At 51.1% G+C, this 17,423-nt stretch carries 13 protein-coding genes; 8 read left to right on the forward strand and 5 right to left on the reverse strand.

Going from position 1 to position 17,423, the window contains the following annotated elements; translation table 11 throughout:
• The first annotated feature begins 35 nt into the window (after positions 1-35).
• Positions 36-2,534 carry a glycerol-3-phosphate 1-O-acyltransferase PlsB gene (gene plsB / locus J7439_RS08310; protein ID WP_209201359.1) on the forward strand — a complete coding sequence of 833 codons (2,499 nt, stop codon included), beginning with the start codon at positions 36-38 and terminating at the stop codon, positions 2,532-2,534.
• A gap of 198 nt (positions 2,535-2,732) precedes the next feature.
• Here plsB and J7439_RS08315 read toward each other — a convergent pair whose 3' ends face one another.
• Positions 2,733-3,512 (reverse strand): class I SAM-dependent methyltransferase, encoded by a 780-nt coding sequence (locus tag J7439_RS08315; RefSeq protein WP_209201383.1) that lies wholly within the window; start codon positions 3,510-3,512, stop codon positions 2,733-2,735.
• A 192-nt stretch (positions 3,513-3,704) separates the two neighbouring features.
• Positions 3,705-3,851, reverse strand: coding sequence for a hypothetical protein (locus tag J7439_RS08320; RefSeq protein ID WP_209201360.1), 147 nt, complete (start codon positions 3,849-3,851; stop codon positions 3,705-3,707).
• On the opposite strand from J7439_RS08320, the gene J7439_RS08325 reads away from it, so the two are divergent.
• A complete protein-coding gene (locus tag J7439_RS08325) occupies positions 3,840-4,958 on the forward strand; it encodes a polyamine ABC transporter substrate-binding protein (protein ID WP_209201361.1) in 1,119 nt (372 codons plus the stop codon). The genes J7439_RS08320 and J7439_RS08325 overlap by 12 nt on opposite strands.
• 286 nt (positions 4,959-5,244) lie before the next feature.
• On the opposite strand, the gene J7439_RS08330 is transcribed toward J7439_RS08325, so the two are convergent.
• A complete protein-coding gene (locus J7439_RS08330) occupies positions 5,245-6,525 on the reverse strand; it encodes an NAD(P)/FAD-dependent oxidoreductase (RefSeq protein ID WP_209201362.1) in 1,281 nt (426 codons plus the stop codon).
• Between the two features lie 57 nt (positions 6,526-6,582).
• On the opposite strand from J7439_RS08330, the gene J7439_RS08335 reads away from it, so the two are divergent.
• The 6 genes from J7439_RS08335 to J7439_RS08360 all read left to right on the forward strand — a co-directional run bounded on the left by J7439_RS08335 (position 6,583) and on the right by J7439_RS08360 (position 16,119).
• Entirely contained in the window at positions 6,583-6,903 is a 321-nt protein-coding gene (locus J7439_RS08335; RefSeq protein WP_209201363.1) for a hypothetical protein, read from the forward strand.
• The gene (locus tag J7439_RS08340; protein ID WP_209201364.1) at positions 6,891-7,892 is read left to right on the forward strand and encodes a substrate-binding domain-containing protein; all 1,002 of its coding nucleotides are present in this window, start codon (positions 6,891-6,893) and stop codon (positions 7,890-7,892) included. The genes J7439_RS08335 and J7439_RS08340 overlap by 13 nt, the downstream gene beginning before the upstream one ends.
• Before the next feature lie 176 nt (positions 7,893-8,068).
• Positions 8,069-11,131, forward strand: a complete 3,063-nt coding sequence (locus J7439_RS08345) for a beta-galactosidase (RefSeq protein WP_209201365.1) — start codon at positions 8,069-8,071, stop codon at positions 11,129-11,131.
• Positions 11,132-11,326: 195 nt separating this feature from the next.
• Positions 11,327-12,697, forward strand: a complete 1,371-nt coding sequence (gene melB / locus J7439_RS08350) for a melibiose:sodium transporter MelB (protein WP_286196454.1) — start codon at positions 11,327-11,329, stop codon at positions 12,695-12,697.
• Positions 12,698-12,819: 122 nt separating this feature from the next.
• Complete coding sequence (locus tag J7439_RS08355; protein WP_209201367.1) at positions 12,820-14,940, forward strand: alpha-galactosidase; 2,121 nt, start codon at positions 12,820-12,822, stop codon at positions 14,938-14,940.
• Between the two features lie 120 nt (positions 14,941-15,060).
• The gene (locus J7439_RS08360) at positions 15,061-16,119 is read left to right on the forward strand and encodes a hypothetical protein (protein WP_209201368.1); all 1,059 of its coding nucleotides are present in this window, start codon (positions 15,061-15,063) and stop codon (positions 16,117-16,119) included.
• 136 nt (positions 16,120-16,255) lie between these two features.
• Here the strand turns inward: J7439_RS08360 and J7439_RS08365 are convergent, their stop codons facing one another.
• Positions 16,256-16,774 carry a ProQ/FINO family protein gene (locus J7439_RS08365; RefSeq protein ID WP_209201369.1) on the reverse strand — a complete coding sequence of 173 codons (519 nt, stop codon included), beginning with the start codon at positions 16,772-16,774 and terminating at the stop codon, positions 16,256-16,258.
• Between the two features lie 350 nt (positions 16,775-17,124).
• Complete coding sequence (gene cspE, locus J7439_RS08370; RefSeq protein WP_101748687.1) at positions 17,125-17,334, reverse strand: transcription antiterminator/RNA stability regulator CspE; 210 nt, start codon at positions 17,332-17,334, stop codon at positions 17,125-17,127.
• Positions 17,335-17,423 lie beyond the last annotated feature (89 nt).

The following is a 17,423-nucleotide window of genomic DNA, read 5'->3' on the forward strand; positions in this document are numbered from 1 at the left end:
CCTTTACTGACGGATGCAGGCCAAGAGCCAGTTCCATGCTGAAGCCCATTACCCTGAATCGCTATGTTTTTCATAGCCTGAGAAAACTCCTCTCCACGTGGGTGCGTACCACGGTTGAAAACAACAATCCTGAAGCTTTGCACCTGCAGACCGGAAAACCGGTGGTCTATGTTATGCACCAGCGCTCCCTGACGGACCTGATGGTGCTGGAAGGTGAGTGCATAAAAGCAGGCCTGCCCCGCCCTTACAAACCCATTGTCGCTGATCAGCCACAGAGCAAAGCGCACTTTTTCCTTAGCCAGCACGAAGGCCTGATTCTCCAGAGAGAACGGCCAGAACCACCGGAACTGCTGGAAGCGCTGGTCAGGCAGGTTGAAGCAAAGCATCAGGATGTCCAGCTCGTTCCCGTTACTATTATCTGGGGACGCTCACCGGAAAAAGAACAGTCCGCCTTTAAACTGCTGTTTGACTGGAACTTCAGCCTTGGCGGACGTTTCCGGAAGTTTCTGGCAACCCTGCTGCACGGCCGACAGACCATGGTGTCTTTCAGCCCTGCCTTATCACTGCAGGAAATCATGGGTGACAGTAACAACCATGCCCGCAGTGTGCGCAAGGTCAACCGGATTCTCCGGGTGCATTTCCGCCAGAAAAAAGCATCGGTTCTGGGGCCGGATCTCTCCCACCGTCGTATGCTGGTCAACAGCCTGATTCATACGCCCGGGATTCAGAAAGCCATTGCAGCAGAAGCTGCGGCTCAGGAAATCACTCTGGTAGAAGCCGAGGCAAAAGCCAGAAAGTATGCCAATGAAATCGCTTCTGACTTCTCCATGCCCGTTATCCGCTTCCTGGATATTATCCTGACCTGGTTCTGGAATAAGCTTTACAGCGGCGTAAAAGTCAATCATATCGAGCCCCTGAAGGCGCTGGCACAGAGCCATACAATTGTTTATGTGCCCTGCCATCGAAGCCATATCGATTATCTGCTGCTGTCGTACGTTCTGTACTATGAAGGTTTGCCGCCGCCCCATATTGCTGCGGGCATTAACCTGAATATGCCGGTGGTTGGCACCATTCTGCGCAAGGGCGGTGCCTTCTTCATGCGCAGAACGTTCCGTGGCAACCCGCTTTACAGCATGGTCTTCCATGAATACATGTACACACTGACCAGTAAAGGCTTTGCTACCGAGTATTTCATTGAAGGCGGCCGCTCAAGAACCGGCCGTACGCTGACACCAAAAACCGGCATGCTCTCCATCACCGTCCGCAGTTTCCTTCGTGACCATCGCAAGCCGCTGGCGTTTGTTCCGGTCTATATCGGTTATGAAAAGCTGTTGGAAATGGCCAGCTATCTGGGCGAACTCCGGGGTGAAGCCAAGAAAAGTGAGTCACCCCTGGATATAGTCCGCACACTGGCGGCCCTGAGAAATGAGTTTGGCAAGGCGTGGATCACGTTTGGGGAGCCACTGGACCTGGGCTCGTTCCTGAATTCACAGGCACCCAACTGGAAAGAAAGCTCAGGTTCCAATGACAAACCGGCATGGCTGGAAAAAACCACGTCGAATCTGGGCGATATGCTGGCTGGCAGAATCAATGCGGCAGCGGTCATCAATCCGGTTAACCTGGTCGCCATTGCCCTGCTCTCCTCACCCAGGCATGCACTGGGTGAAGAGGAGCTGATTCGCCAGCTGGATGGCTATACACGTCTACTGTCCATGGCTCCCTACAGTGACCGGACGGCAATGACTGATCTGGATGCCCGCAGCATGATTCACTATGTGGAAAACCTGCAGCTGATCCAGAGAAAGACCGATGCGCTGGGCGATATCATCAGCATGGATGAGAAAACAGCCATTGCCATGACCTATTATCGCAACAATGTGCTGCATATTTTTGCCATCCCGTCCCTGATCAGCTGTTTCTTTGTGAACTGCGCCAGCATCACCAGAAAAGAGATTCTGCGCATCAGTGCGGTTCTCTACCCTTACCTGCAGGCGGAGCTGTTCCTGCAGTGGACGCAACACGAAGCGCTGGCCGTGGTGCAAAAATGGCTGGATTGTCTGGTTGCAGAAGGACTGATTACCCATGGCCAGGATGATGATGGCGAAGCGTGTTATTTCCAGCCGGACCCTGCCACCGCCGAATACATCATGTTGAATGTTTTCTCACGCTCCATTGTCCAGACACTGGAACGCTTCTATATGGTGATCAGCCTGCTCTTGCGCAATGGCAGTGGCAATATTGAAGCGGAAGCCCTGGAACATCAGAGTGGGGTGCTGGCACAGCGCCTGTCGATCATTCATGGTCTTAATGCGCCGGAGTTTTTTGATAAATCACTGTTCCGTGGCTTTATTGCCCAGATGCGCTATCACGGTGTATTGGAGATCACGCAAACCAATAAACTGGTGTTTGGCGATGATATTCAGAAAGTGGCTGATCAGGCGCACACCCTATTAACCACTGAAATACGACACAGTATCAACCAGACCAGTCGATACGGAGTCAGTAACGGTTCAGGAGAAAAATCTACGCCCTGAATAACTTTCTCTTTTTGCCACAGAGACACGGAGTCACGGAGGAAAAGATTTTTTTTCTCCGTGACTCCGTGTCTCTGTGGCAAGGTTTTTTCTTTACGGGATAACATCGAAATGCGGCAGTTATTTCGGGACAGTGCCATAGCGGGTAGAGCACACGATAAGCTGGCCATACCATAACCACCATTATAGTTAGACAGATTACCCGGAAAATGCCTTCAGGGCATAAATATCATAGCGACAGGCTTTCCCTTCCAGCCGGTAGGTGGGAGCCTGACCATTAAGATCCGGTGCCAACCTTGGCCTTTTCACAACAACCCGATACCGTGCAAGATCCAGTGCCGGTTGCAGCAACTGATTCGCATCCGGATCATCCCCCAGCAGATCCTGAAACAGCCGCATCTCTTTTTTGACCAAAGCCGACTTTTCCCGGTGAGGAAACATCGGATCCAGATAAACAACATCGTATTGATTATCTGATGCCCCCATCAGCTCAATGGCATTACCAGGCAAAAGGGACATCTGTTGTGCAATGGGTGCGACATCACTATCCTCAAGTGCCCGGCGCAAACCATCTGCCAGAAGGGCTGCCACCACCGGTGACCGTTCAATCAGGGTGACATTGCACCCCAGGCTGGCCAGCACAAATGCATCCCGACCCAATCCGCCGGTTGCATCGAGCACCGATGGTTTGACGCCTTTATTCAGACCCACGGCCTTGGCGATATCCTGCCCTTTGCCACCACCAAACTTGCGTCGATGCCCTGCCTTGCCACCGACAAAATCAACGACAATCGGCTTCTCTTTCGATCCTGCACGCTGAACCGCCAGCTCTCCGGATGCATCAAAAGCCACCAAAGCGCCTTCATCAACGTATTGAAGACTGTGACTAAAGCCGGTATCCAGTTGTGCGGCAAGGCCTTCAAGCAAAGCCTGAATGGCAGGGTGATCAGAAGCAAGAAGAAATAGCGGGGTAGACATCAGTGCAAAAGAAATAAGCCATGGGGTGGCAGAATCTAACACCTCCAGAGCAGCCGTTGCAATCTATGCACATCAGCGATAGGTTCCGGGAGCCTGTTCAGGTTCACTCAATCATAGGTTTTTACCGCTATTTCATACAGCAACGATGGATTTCCCATAACCTTGTTGCTATCTTCCGCAGCTTCATTTTCATCAACCTGATGACTGGGGGTGTAGCGACTCCGTTGAGTCACTACTGACTATTGAAAAAATGCCATCGAAGAGTAACTGGCTCCAACTGACCGGAGTACCAGGCTGCTCCCCCATGGCTTGCTGTAAGGATTCACCATGATCAGACATCTGGGGAAATCTGTATCCACTCTTGTAATCGCTGCTTCTCTCACCATAGCGCCTGCATTTGCCACAACGGCCGATGAAGGGCAGAGAACGCTTAATATCTATAACTGGTCGGATTATATCGCCGAAGACACCATAGCCAACTTTGAGAAAGAGACTGGCATTAAGGTTCATTATGATGTCTTTGACAGCAATGAAGTCCTGGAAGCCAAATTACTTTCAGGAAAAACCGGCTATGACATTGTCGCACCAACAGCAGACTTTCTGCTTCACCAGATCAAAGCCGGGGTATACCAGCCACTGGATAAAGAGAAGCTTCCCAACTGGAAGCACCTGGACGCTGAGTTGATGGCCTTGATGGAAACCTACGACCCGGATAACCGGTACTCGTTTCCCTATCTGTGGGGCACCACGGGCATCGGCTATAACCCGGAGCGGGTGAAAGCGCAGTTGGGGAAAGATGCCCCTGTCAACAGCTGGAGCCTGATCTTTGATGAAAAGCATATCAGCAAGCTCAGTCAGTGTGGTGTTGCGTTCCTGAATGCACCAACCGATGTGATTCCAGCGGCCCTGAGTTATCTGGGTCTTGACCCGAACTCGACCAACAGAGCGGATTACGCCAAAGCCGAAGCACTGCTGATGAAAGTTCGTCCCTACGTCACTTACTTTCACTCTTCCCGCTCCATTTCTGACCTGGCCAATGGTGATATCTGTGTCGCCATGGGCTGGTCCGGGGATATTCTGCAGGCAGCAGACCGTGCTGCCGAAGCAGACAATGGTGTAACTGTAAAGTATATGATCCCTGATGAAGGTGCTGGCCTGTGGTTTGATACCGTAGCCATTCCCAAGGATGCCAGAAACCCTGAAGAGGCCCATATCTTTCTGAACTACCTGCTGCGTCCGGATGTGATCGCCAACATCACTGACTATGTGGCTTATGCCAACCCGAATAAATCCGCCACAGCATTAGTGGACGACGACATTCGTGAGAACCCTGGCATCTATCCAACCACTGAGGCAAAAAAACGGTTATTTGTCTTTAAGGTTCTGCCTCCCAGAATTAACCGTCTGGTTAACCGCCTGTTTACCAAACTGACATCCGGTCAATAAAAGCTGCAAGGGCAAGAAAGGGTGTACTCTTCCTTGCCCCTGAAATATCAGAGCATCGACATGATGGACCGGAACACGGATCCTGAGATGCCTGCATAGTCCGTTAGAAAGAAGCCAAAGCCCCAGTTAATAATTGCAGTCACGGAAGACCTCCTGTTTATGAAAACAAAAACATGAAAACATGGTGTCGCCCGCAAATAGACAAAGAAACATCCATTTTGTTCACTTCATCATAAGAATTATTTCACATCAGCCAACAAAAAAACGCTGACTGACGTAAAATCCATCAGGCACTCAGGGAATCTTCAAGCTCTGCTTTCCAGATGGCCATGGCCAATGCCGGTACACGAAGGACTTTTGGCGTTGGTATCCACTTGTGGCGAATACGGGAAAACACATCAAATCGCTCTGACATCCCCGCCATTGCTTCCGCAACCACACGCCCGGCAATATTGGTCAGTGCGACACCATGCCCCGTATAGCCATGTGCCGTGTAAATATCATTTCCCAGATGCTCAATATGTGGCATATATTCCCGGGTAACCGCAAACAAACCACCCCAGTGGTACTCCATTTTCACATCATCAAGCTGTGGAAAGACCTTCAGCATCCGCTGACGCAGACGCTCTTTGGAGTCACTGTATTCGCCATTGAACGGGTGATTAACGCCGCCAAACAGGATTCGGCCATCGGCAGTAGGACGGAAATAGTCAAGGCTGTTGTTTAAGTCAGACATGGCCATTTTGTTGCTAATAGGCTGTCGTTTACCCAACGGTTCGGTAACGGCAATATACGAGGCCACCGGTAATACTTTGCTTTCCGCTTTCCGGTTAAGACCGTCAATGTAAGCGTTACAGGCCAGCAGAACCTGCTTCGCCTTCACACTGCCCTGCTCCGTCAGTATCCGGTTTGGACTGCCTTTCACCAGTTTGATCGCCTTGCTCTGCTCAAATACGCGAGTACCCAGCGCAATCGCTGCGCGGGCCAGGCCCAGGGTGTAGTTAAGGGGGTGCATATGGCCACTGTTGGTATCGAACAGTCCACCCAGATACTTCTCGGTTGAGGTCACTTCCCGGATTTTGTCCTGATCCCACCAGGTCACACTGGGGTAATCATAACGGGTCTGCTTCAGCTCCAGCCAGGACTTCAGCTCTTTTACCTGACTTGGCTTGATCGCCAATTCGATATAGTTCTGCTGGAAATCACAGTCGATGTTGAACTCACGGATACGATCACGAACGATATCCAGCGACTCACAGGAAAGATCCCACAGCTGCTTTCCCCACTGCGGACCAAAGGTTTCATCCACCTCACGCAACCCCAGACAGTAACCCGCCAGACACTGCCCGCCATTGCGCCCGGAAGCGGCCCAGGAAATACGGCCAGATTCCAGCAGCACCACATCAAAGCCACGCTTGCGCAGTTCAATGGCCGCATTAAATCCGGTCATGCCACCACCGATGATGCACACATCCGCAGTGATATCTCCACTCAGCACCGGCTGAAGTTCCAGTGAATGCCCGGTGACCTGATAATAGGAATCGATATATTCGCCAGCTTGGCTCATTCCAGTTGCCCACTCATTGTCAAAAAACTGAACGTCAATAACGCAGAGACCTGAGCGATGCAAACCAACCATTACACACTTATCGTCAGTCTCTGGTCATGGCAATATGGCTTTGATCACCATAAGCGGCGTGGATTATCAGGTGGATATACGATGCTGGCAATAAGTACCCGACTGCATAAAACGGTAATTATCCTACGCATGGAACGAGACACGCTCAACCTGACTGGCAATGACTCCCGGAAACTGGCCCCACCCCTCCCAAAACTGAACCCGGATATACGTGACCTTAATTTCCACTTCCCACCTCCCGGCCTCTGCCGCTACGATATCGCCAGCCAAGGTCATAAACACATGAATTATTTATGGTTTCAATAAAAGATGTCGCCAGGGAAGCCAATGTTTCTACGGCAACCGTTTCACGGGTAGTCAATCGCTCGCCAAACACCAGTGATGAAGTGGTGCAACGGGTCTGGCAAACCATTCGGAAGCTGGGTTATCGCCCGGAGATTGGCCGACAGTCGGCAACTACTATCGGCGCAGTGGTGTCTGATGTTTCAGAACCCTTCTTTGGGCAGATGTTGAAAGGCATTGATCAGGTTGCCAGAAACCATAACAAACAGTTGTTGATCCACAATGGCCACTACAGCGAACCAACCGAGCATCAGGCCATTGAGCGACTGATCGGTCACTGCGAGTCGGCCATTGTGCACAGCAAATGGTTGTCCGATGAAACACTGATAGACTTTGCCAGCCAAATCCCCGGTTTAGTGCTGATTAATCGTTACATTGAACCCATTGCGGAGCGCTGCATCGCCCTGAACAATGTTCAGGGAGGCTACATTGCTACCCGACATCTGCTGAATAAAGGTCATCAACAGATTGGCTATTTATGTTCAGACCAATTTATCGATGACGCGCAAGATCGTCTTAAAGGTCACCACAAAGCCATGACCGAAGCGGGCATTCCTGTTGATGAACGTTATATTGCCGCCTGCCCACCTACCGAAGATGGCGGACGACTGGGGGTTTATGACTTACTGGCAAAAGGCTTACCACTGACAGCCATCATCACCTACAACGATATCATGGCCGCTGGCGCGCTGTTTGGCCTGCAGGAAAACAGCCTGAACTGTCCGCAGGATATCTCTGTTGTTGGCTATGATGATCTGGTCATTGCCCGTTATCTGCACCCGAAACTGTCCACTGTCCGTTACCCCATTGCCGTTATGGCTGAACAGGCGGCACGACTGGCTATCAGCCTGAGCGATAAGAACAGGGGAAAGGTAACAGGCCAGATAATGATGCCGGCTTTTGTTGAACGCAACAGTGTGCAAGCACCAAACATTTATCAACAAACAGGCTGACACCAGAAAAATGTAACAGTTACATAAGTTTGAGCTGGATCAACACTTTTTCCCGCCTTCACAGATAAGATACATCATGTTGAAGTATGAAAATTCTGGATAACTGTCGTCAAAAATGTCACTACCAGGTGAAATGATCTGTGACTCCAGAGACAGGAAAATGATTTAGCCAACCTATGAGTAAATTCATGCAGCGCGACTGGGAAAGCCCACAAATCACCGCACGCAGCCGACTGGCAAGCCATACCCCTATGAGCAGCTGGCGCAGTGAGCCACAAGCTCTGACAGACACTGGGAGTGATTCGGTATTAAGTCTGGATGGCCAGTGGGCTTTTGCACTGTATGACTCTCCGGAACAGGTGCCTGAAACATTTTCAAGGGAGGGTGCTGACCCGACACAGACCATTACCGTTCCCGGTAACTGGCAGCTACAGGGCTTTGATAAGCCCATCTATACCAACGTCAAGTACCCGTTCCCCTGCAACCCACCCCGGGTGCCTGTGGCGAACCCGACTGGCTGCTACTCCACCACGTTCACCCTGCCTGCGCAGTGGCAGGAAGATAGCCAGACCCGGGTGATCTTTGATGGCGTAAACAGTGCCTTCTATCTCTGGTGCAACGGCAAGTCCGTGGGCTATTCACAGGACAGCCGACTGGCCGCCGAGTTTGACCTGACCCCATACCTTCGGGCCGGAGAGAACCGGTTATGCGCAATGGTTATCCGCTGGTCCGATGGCAGCTACCTGGAAGATCAGGATATGTGGTGGCTAAGCGGCATTTATCGTTCAGTCCGCTTGCTCAATAAGCCACACCAGCGTCTGGTGGATATTCGCGTCACACCTGATCTCGATGACCGCTACGAACACGGCAAACTCACCATTGTTGCCGACACCAGGAATGCCGATGATCTGGCCATTCGGGCAACGTTGTATTTGGCTAAAGACGCCATTGCCACCACCACATCCGCCATTGGTACCGCACCGATGGATGAAAAGGGGGGTTATAACGATCGCACATGCCTGCAGCTGGATATCAACAATCCGCAAAAGTGGAGCGCAGAGGCACCCAACCTTTATCGCGTTGTGGTCACGCTGACGGATCCGCAGTCAAACAGCGATATTGAAAGCGAAGCCTACGACGTTGGATTCCGTAAGGTAGAAATCAAAGACGGCCTGCTGCAATTAAACGGTCAGCCATTAATGATTCGTGGTGTGAACAAGCACGAGCACAACCCGGCGACCGGTCATTTTGAAACCGTAGACGATGTTCGTGAACACCTGATACTGATGAAGCAGCATAATTTCAATGCTGTTCGCTGTTCTCACTACCCGCACCAACCGGCATTCTATCAACTGTGTGACCGCCTTGGTCTCTATGTGGTTGACGAAGCCAATATTGAAACCCACGGCATGACTCCCATGCGCAAACTGGCCGACGACCCGATGTGGGCCAATGCGTTCCTGGAGCGGATGATGCGCATGGTGGCGCGGGACTTTAACCACCCATCCATCATCATCTGGTCACTGGGTAATGAATCAGGCTACGGTGCAGCCCATGATGCCATGTACCAATGGACCAAACGCACCGACCCGTCTCGCCCGATACAGTATGAAGGTGGTTGTTCCGATACCCCCGCAACAGACATCATCTGCCCAATGTATGGCCGTACTGATCAGGATCAGCCACAGCAGTTCCTGGGCAAAAACAAATGGGCGCTGACCAAATGGATCGGCATGCCCAACGAAACCCGACCAATCATTCTGTGTGAATATGCCCATGCCATGGGCAATAGTCTGGGCGGTTTTGCCGAGTATTGGGATGCGTTCAGAAAGCACCCCCGCCTGCAAGGCGGTTTCATCTGGGACTGGGTGGATCAGGGACTGGACAAGTTCGACGACAATGGCCAGCACTTCTGGGCATACGGCGGTGATTTTGGTGACCAGATCAACGATCGCCAGTTTTGCATCAATGGGCTGGTATTCCCGGATAAAACACCGCACCCGGCACTGTTTGAAGCCAAAAGAGCACAGCAGCCGTTTACTTTCGAATTAGTGGCAACCCAACCGCTCACCGTGAAAGTCACCAGCGAAGCCTGCTTCTGCGCCACCGACAACCATCAACTGGTGTGGCAGCTGATGGCGGGCGAAGAGGCCCTGCTTGCTGGTGAAGTCACGCTGAATATTGCGCCCCGCTCCTCAGAACTGCTGGTACTGTCTGAGCAGCCACTGACCATCAGCGGCAAACTGCCACGACTGGATCTCTCTATTATCCAGCCTGAGGCAACCGACTGGTCCGAAGTCGGCCACGAAGTCGCACGCCAACAGTTTATGTTGACGGGATCGCTGGCCAATCAAGCGGTTACTCCTCGCTTGCCGACATCTGCGGTCATCAATGAAGCCGAATGCAACTTTACCGTCAATGCGGCAGGAAACACCTGGACCATTGATCGTAACAATGGCCAGCTGGTGAGCTGGGTAAAAGACGGCAAAGAACAACTGCTTACCCCGTTGGCAGACAATTTCTACCGCGCACCGCTGGATAACGATATTGGTGTCAGTGAAGTTGACCGTCCGGACCCTAATGCCTGGATGCCACGCTGGGAGCGGGCCGGATTAAACAACCTGCAACACCGCTGCCTGCTGGTAGAATGTGATGCTGAGAAAGGGCTGATTCTGTCTCACCATGGCTATTTCCACCCGGAACAACCGGAAAAAGAGATTCTGCGCAGCGTATGGACCTACCAGTTTGCCGCCAGCGGCAGTGCCCGTATCGATATTGAGGTCACTGTTGATGGTGATATGCCGCCTATGCCCCGCATCGGTGCCTGCCTGAGACTGAAGGAACAACCGGCACAGGTGAACTGGTTTGGCCGTGGGCCCCACGAAAATTATCCGGACCGTAAGTTAAGCGCAGATATCGGACACTGGGAACAGTCCCTCAAGGCCATGCACACGCCTTACATTTTCCCAAGCGACAATGGTCTGCGGTGCGATACCCAGGCGCTTATGCTGGGCGATATCCGGGTAACAGGACAGTTCCATTTCAGTGTCACCCCATACGGTCAGGCACAATTGGCCAGGGCAACGCATACCCACGAGCTTCAGGAAGAAGAAGGCATTTTTGTCTATCTGGATGGCTTCCACATGGGTATCGGTGGCGATGATTCCTGGACGCCGAGCGTTCGGCCTGAATACCTGTTGACTCAACCGATGTACCAGTGGTCGTTCGAACTGTCGTGATCACATATTCATAACCCTGAATCCACAGTGATACAGGGTTATTACCAGCAAGCTTTGAAATACCCTGAGACGGTTAACGGTTCAGAATTAACCGGCTGCCGGGATTCACTACATTTTATTGCTGTTTCTAAACAGGGGAGGTTAACTCTTCATTAAATGGAGGGTTAATTCAGATGCAATTCTCAATTGGCGAAAATGACAATGAATGCTCATGCAGATAGTCAGCATATAACGCTGAAAACCAAAGCATCTTATGGCCTGGGTGCCCTGGGAAAAGATTTTGCCTGTTCTATTATCTATATCTTTTTAATGTTCTATTACACCGATGTCGTTGGCCTCTCTGCCGCCTTCGTCGGTTCCCTGTTCTTCGTTGCCCGTTTTATTGATGCATTTACTGATCCTTTGATGGGCATGATCGTTGATAATACCCGCTCCCGGTTCGGTAAATTCCGCCCATGGATTCTCATCGGTACGCTGATTAACTCGGTGGTGTTATTGATGGTATTCAACACCCATCAATTTGAAGGCACCTTTGTTTATTTTTATGCAGCGGTAACCTATATCCTATGGGGAGTCACCTACACCATTATGGATATTCCTTACTGGTCGATGATTCCGTCGCTTTCCAGCAAACGGGAAGAGCGTGAGCACCTGGTGGTCTGGCCACGTATTTTTGCCAGCATCGCCTGGACGGTCATGGGAACCTATGGTCTTTATGTGGTTGGTGTATTTGGCGGCGAGAATAAAGGTCAGGGCTTTTTCTACCTGAGCATCGCCATTGTTATTTCATTTATCGCCAGTGCGCTGATCACCTTTTTCCAGGTCAAGGAAAAAGTCGTGGATCAAAAAGTGTCCGGTGAGAAATTCAATATTGCCGATGTCAAAAAGATCATTGGTGATAATGATCAGCTGAAGTCACTGATCGGCTTTGTACTGTCCTTTAATATTGCCATTCAGTTAGTGGGTGGCTTTGCCATCTATTACTTCACCTACGCCATTGGTAAACCGGAACTGTTCCCAATGTTCTCACTGGTGGCCGGGGTTGCCGAATTCTCAGGCATCTTCCTGTTCCCCTGGATTGCTAAAGTAGTCAATCGTCGTTTGATGTGGCCCCTGGCCTGCGGCTTTCCGATTCTGTGCAGCTCCGTACTCTACTTTTCCAGCGTGATTGCCCCGGAAAGTGCCATTCTGGTGGGTCTGGCCGGTGCTGCCCTGAAATTTGGCAACGGTCTGTTCAATGGTCTCTCTACGGTTATGCTGGCTGATGTGGTGGACTACGGCGAAGCCAAAACCGGCTTGCGCAGTGAGAGCATTATCTTTTCAGTGCAAACCATGCTGGTGAAATGTGCCGGTGCCATGGCAGGTTTCCTGATCGGTTTTGGTCTGACGTTTATCGGCTATGTGCCCAACGTTGTTCAGACACCGGAAACCATTGTCGGACTGAAAGTGCTGATGATCCTGATTCCCGCAGTACTGATTGCCCTGAGCGCCATTATCTACAAAAAGACGTATCGTCTGGATGCCCGCTTTAGCAAGGATGAAAGTGCTGTAGCTGCTATTGTCTGAAGACCGGTAGTTAACAAATAACCTGTTTTTTGCCCCCCTTATGTGGGGGTATTTTTGTTGAATAGTCAGAACCATTTCTTACGAGCACATTCTCAAGAGCACTTTTTCAAGAGTACAAAGTGATGAGCAAACCATTAATTCACCTTTTCACAGACACCACCAGCCTGGTGATCAAGGCAGGCACATCCCTTCCGGTGATGCTTTACTGGGGCAAGCGCCTGCCCGATGGCATTGATCTGGAAGGCTTCTTTACCGCTAACCACCACCCGGTACCCCAGGCCCGAATTGATACCGACACCCTGGTCTCTCTCTGCCCGGAACACGCCCGGGGACTGTTCACGTCGCCAGGTCTTGAAGGCAGCCGTCAGGGTGACAGCTGGTCACCGGAATTCACCCTGGAAGAGACGACACTGATTAATAATCAGGTGTTGTTTTCCAGCAGGGATACCCGTGCCGGCTTAAAACTGGTGATCCGCATGGGCCTGAATACCGCCTCACATGTGCTGGAAACATCGCTGGAACTCACCAATGAAGGGGACACACCTTACCAGCTGAATAAACTGTCCAATACCCTGCTACTGCCCACCCACGCCAGGGAAATCATGTACTTTCATGGTCGCTGGACCCACGAGTTTCAAACTGAACGCAAACTGCTGGATCGCAGCGGTTTTATCCTGGAAAACCGTCGGGGCAGAACTTCTCACGAGCACTTCCCGGGCATGATGATTGGCCAGCCCAACTTCTGCGAAACCGCCGGTAAAGTCTATGGCTTTCACCTGGGATGGAGTGGTAACCACCGCTTTCATGCCGAAGCGATGAGTGATGGACGCCGCTACCTGCAGGCCGGTGAACTGTTGATGCCGGGAGAAGTCGAGCTGGCACCCGGTGCAAGCTATACGACACCCACCCTATACAGCACCTACAGCAACAAAGGTCTGAACGGCATCAGCCAGAATTTCCACTGCCACGTTCGCACTGAAATCATCCGCTTCCCCGAGCCGGAAAAAGTTCGTCCTGTCCATCTGAATACCTGGGAAGGTATCTACTTCGACCACAACCCGGACTACATTCTGAAAATGGTGCGCTCAGCGGCAGAAATCGGCGTGGAGCGTTTTATTATTGATGACGGCTGGTTCCGCGGCCGTAGTGATGACAAAGCCGCGCTGGGTGACTGGTACCTTGACCAACTAAAATACCCTCAGGGTCTGCAGCCCATTATCGATTGTGTGAAAGAGCACAATATGGAGTTTGGCCTCTGGTTTGAACCGGAGATGATCAGCCCTAACTCTGACCTCTATCGGGGCCATCCGGATTGGATGCTCTGTACTGAAGGGTACGATCAGGTCACCATCCGTAACCAGTACGTACTGAATCTGCAAATTCCGGAAGCCTTCGACTACGTTCTGGAACGTCTCGACAGCATGCTCAGTGACTATGATATCCGCTACATCAAATGGGATATGAACCGAGAACTGGTACAACCGACACACCATAATCGTGCTGCCTTCCACGGCCACGTTCAGGCTTATTACCGACTGGTGGATGAAGTGCGCAGACGACACCCGCTGGTGGAAATTGAAACCTGTTCCGGTGGCGGCGGCCGGGTTGACTTTGAAGTACTGAAGCGCACCCACCGCTTCTGGGCATCGGACTGTAATGATGCCCTGGAAAGACAAACCATTCAGAAGGGTGCCAGCTACTTCTTCCCGCTGGAAATTACCGGAGCCCATATCGGGGCAACGCTTTGCCACACCACGGGTCGCCAGCATAACCATGACTTCCGGGGTATTACCGCCCTGTTTGGTCATATGGGGGTAGAGCTGGACCCGGCCAGTGCTTCAGAGGAAGAGAAGCGCTCCTTTGCCAAATACATTGCCCTTCACAAGTCCTTAAGACACCTGTTGCATACCGGTGATCATTTCCGCTGTGACACCGCCCATAAAGCGTCACAGGGCTGGGGGGTTGTTAGCACCGATAAACAGGAAGCCGTGGTGATGTTCGCCCAGCTGGATATGCCTGAGTATGCCATGTCAGCCACTCTGCAAATTCCCGGCCTGAATCCGGAAAAAGACTATAAGGTTCAGGTATTGGAAAAAAGCTCTTCCGATATTTACATGAAACAGTGTCCGCCCTGGATGACCGAGCCTGCCATTATGAGCGCTGCCCTGCTTGAACAGGTTGGTCTGATGATGCCGGTGATGCAGCCGGAAAGTGCACTGCTGATTAAGATTACGCAGGTTTGAATTTAATACGATAACTGTTTTGTAACACCCCCGGGTTTTCAGATTTTGTCTGGAAACCCGATGTTTTCAGAATCATAAAGTTTGTCACCGAATACCCATTCATCACGGCAACCGGATAGATTGCTTAAATCTAATACCCAAAAAACAGCCTGGGTTTCTGGAAAAACGGCAACGCTGGCAAAAGCACAACTCTGGCAAAAGCACAATGATCTCTCTATTATCCGTACTCAATTAAAAAGCATGGATAAAACTAAAAGTCAGCTTATGCCAATTCTTTCATTTCTTCTCGGAGTGCTCCTGACATGGTTGTTTATGTCAGGCCTGATGGCTCAGGGTCTGGCACTGTTGATACGTATCTGGTGGCCATCGTCAAGCCGCGAGCGCGAGTTGAAGGTTGATCAGTGGCTGTTGAATAACCCGGTACAGCCCTCCTCCGGCTGGCGCTTGCTGGGTTACTGGAGAGACACGTCACAATACCGGCAGGCCTGCTCGGAAATGGCGGGGTTACTGGCCGACAAAGCCTGTCTTTCCAGTCAGGATAAAGTCCTTGATGTCGCTTTCACCAGCCATGATCAGTTGCTGGTCTGGCTGGATTATTACCAGGTTCAGCACCTGACGGCAATCGCCAGTGATGAGCAACAGATGGTTCGGGCACTGGAGCATTGCGGACATTTCAGTACGCTTAAACTGGTGCGGGGGGGGGGGGGTGACAAGTCGCTGGCAGAACGGCCAGAAAATAGCTGCGACAAGTTAATCGGCCTGGACTGCGTTTACCATCTGGAGTCCCGCTCTCATTTTTTCAGTCATGCCAGGAAAGCGCTAAGGCCGGGAGGCACTCTGGCGTTTACCGATATGGTGCTGTCCCGGCCATTTCAGGACCGTCGGGAGCAACGCCTGGTAAACAAGCTTGGTCGTATATCAGGACTCCTGGTTGAAGATATGCCGGTCAAAGAGACCTACGAAAACCTGCTTCACCAGCATGGGTTTGATCAGGTTGAGATTCTGGATATTACCGATGATGTTCTTTCCGGTTTCTGTTTCTGGTTTGGTCAGCACTACCAGAGCCTTTCAGCATTTACTCGTTCGAAGATGTGGATCAGGCTGCGACTGCAGGTCTGGTTTATTCGCTGGATGCTTCACCGGGAGCAACTGCGCTATCTGATGATTATTACCCGCTGACAGGCTCACATAGTTTATCCACAGCTTTTGTGGATAAACTTGTGACAACATTCGGGATAGTTCACAAACGCCTTTCAATTCAGGCCGTTCGGACAGATTGATCAAAAAACAATCAGACCGACTTACTGGCATCCGTTCAAGTCTGTTTATTCACGGACAATAAACGAATCTTCTTAATAATGACCCGATCCCGTGTCATGACAAAATCACTGCTCTGGGTATACAGCTTGATTTCTGCATCCACTGCTTCACGAAGTTTCACCCGGCCTGCCGCCTGCCCCTGAAGGTTAATCCGGGTAGCACCGGGCTTAATCTTCTCAAGGTAGCGTTCCATGGACGTAAAAAACCGCAATGCAACCGGAATAATATGTGCAGGCAGCAGGTTTGCCTCTGCCATCTCTTTGTGAATACCAATCTTAAGGGGCCTTGGATCCGAAACATTGAAGGCACTGGGCCAGATAACTCGAACCAGACGCAGCGCCTCAGAGTTCATAACGTCACTTTCAGGCCGGTTATGCAGCCTATCAAGAATTTTCCTGGCCTCTTCCGGAAGTGCTTGATTCATAGGGGAACCGGAAACATCCTGTTCAGAGGCCAACTGCTGTTCCTGTTTCTGGATACCCTGGTCAGAAATATTACTGTCTTCTGCTGTCATCGACTGCCTTGCCCAAATAACACTCGGCATCCCGGGGAAATAATAAGCAGTGCCACCACTCTCCTGAGACGCCCTTGAAAACCAACACCAAACCAGCCTGAGCCAGCGGGAGCACTATAATGACGGATTCAGCCCCGCCATAAAAGTGTAATTTATCAACAAACCGTACCAATCATAAGAAGGGTACTGAAGAATAGGAAATTTTGGGCGATGCCAGGCGAATGTTGAGCAAGTACGTGAATCACAAGGGGCATAATCGGCTCTTCCCGCCTCCTTTGTGGCAGGCAATAAAAAAGGCAGTACTGTAAAGCACTGCCTTTTTTATGGGTCGCCCAAATGAAAACTGAGTTTTACAGAGGACGGATATCTTCAGCCTGCAGACCTTTCTGGCCCTGAGTAACACGAAACTCAACGCGCTGACCTTCAGTCAGGGTTTTAAAGCCTTCGGTAGCAATCTGACGGAAGTGGGCAAACACGTCAGGTCCACCGTTTTCCTGGCTGATAAAACCGAAACCTTTCTCGTCATTAAACCACTTAACGGTTCCTGTAGAGGTAGACATACTCATATCCTGATATTCAAATACTATAGGGTGACTTTGCTGGCAAAGCCGTTTAGCTAGAAGTTTTATTTTTGTTTATGAAGGATATG

The sequence above is a fragment of the Salinisphaera sp. G21_0 genome (assembly GCF_017744115.1).
Lineage (GTDB): Bacteria > Pseudomonadota > Gammaproteobacteria > Pseudomonadales > Endozoicomonadaceae > Endozoicomonas.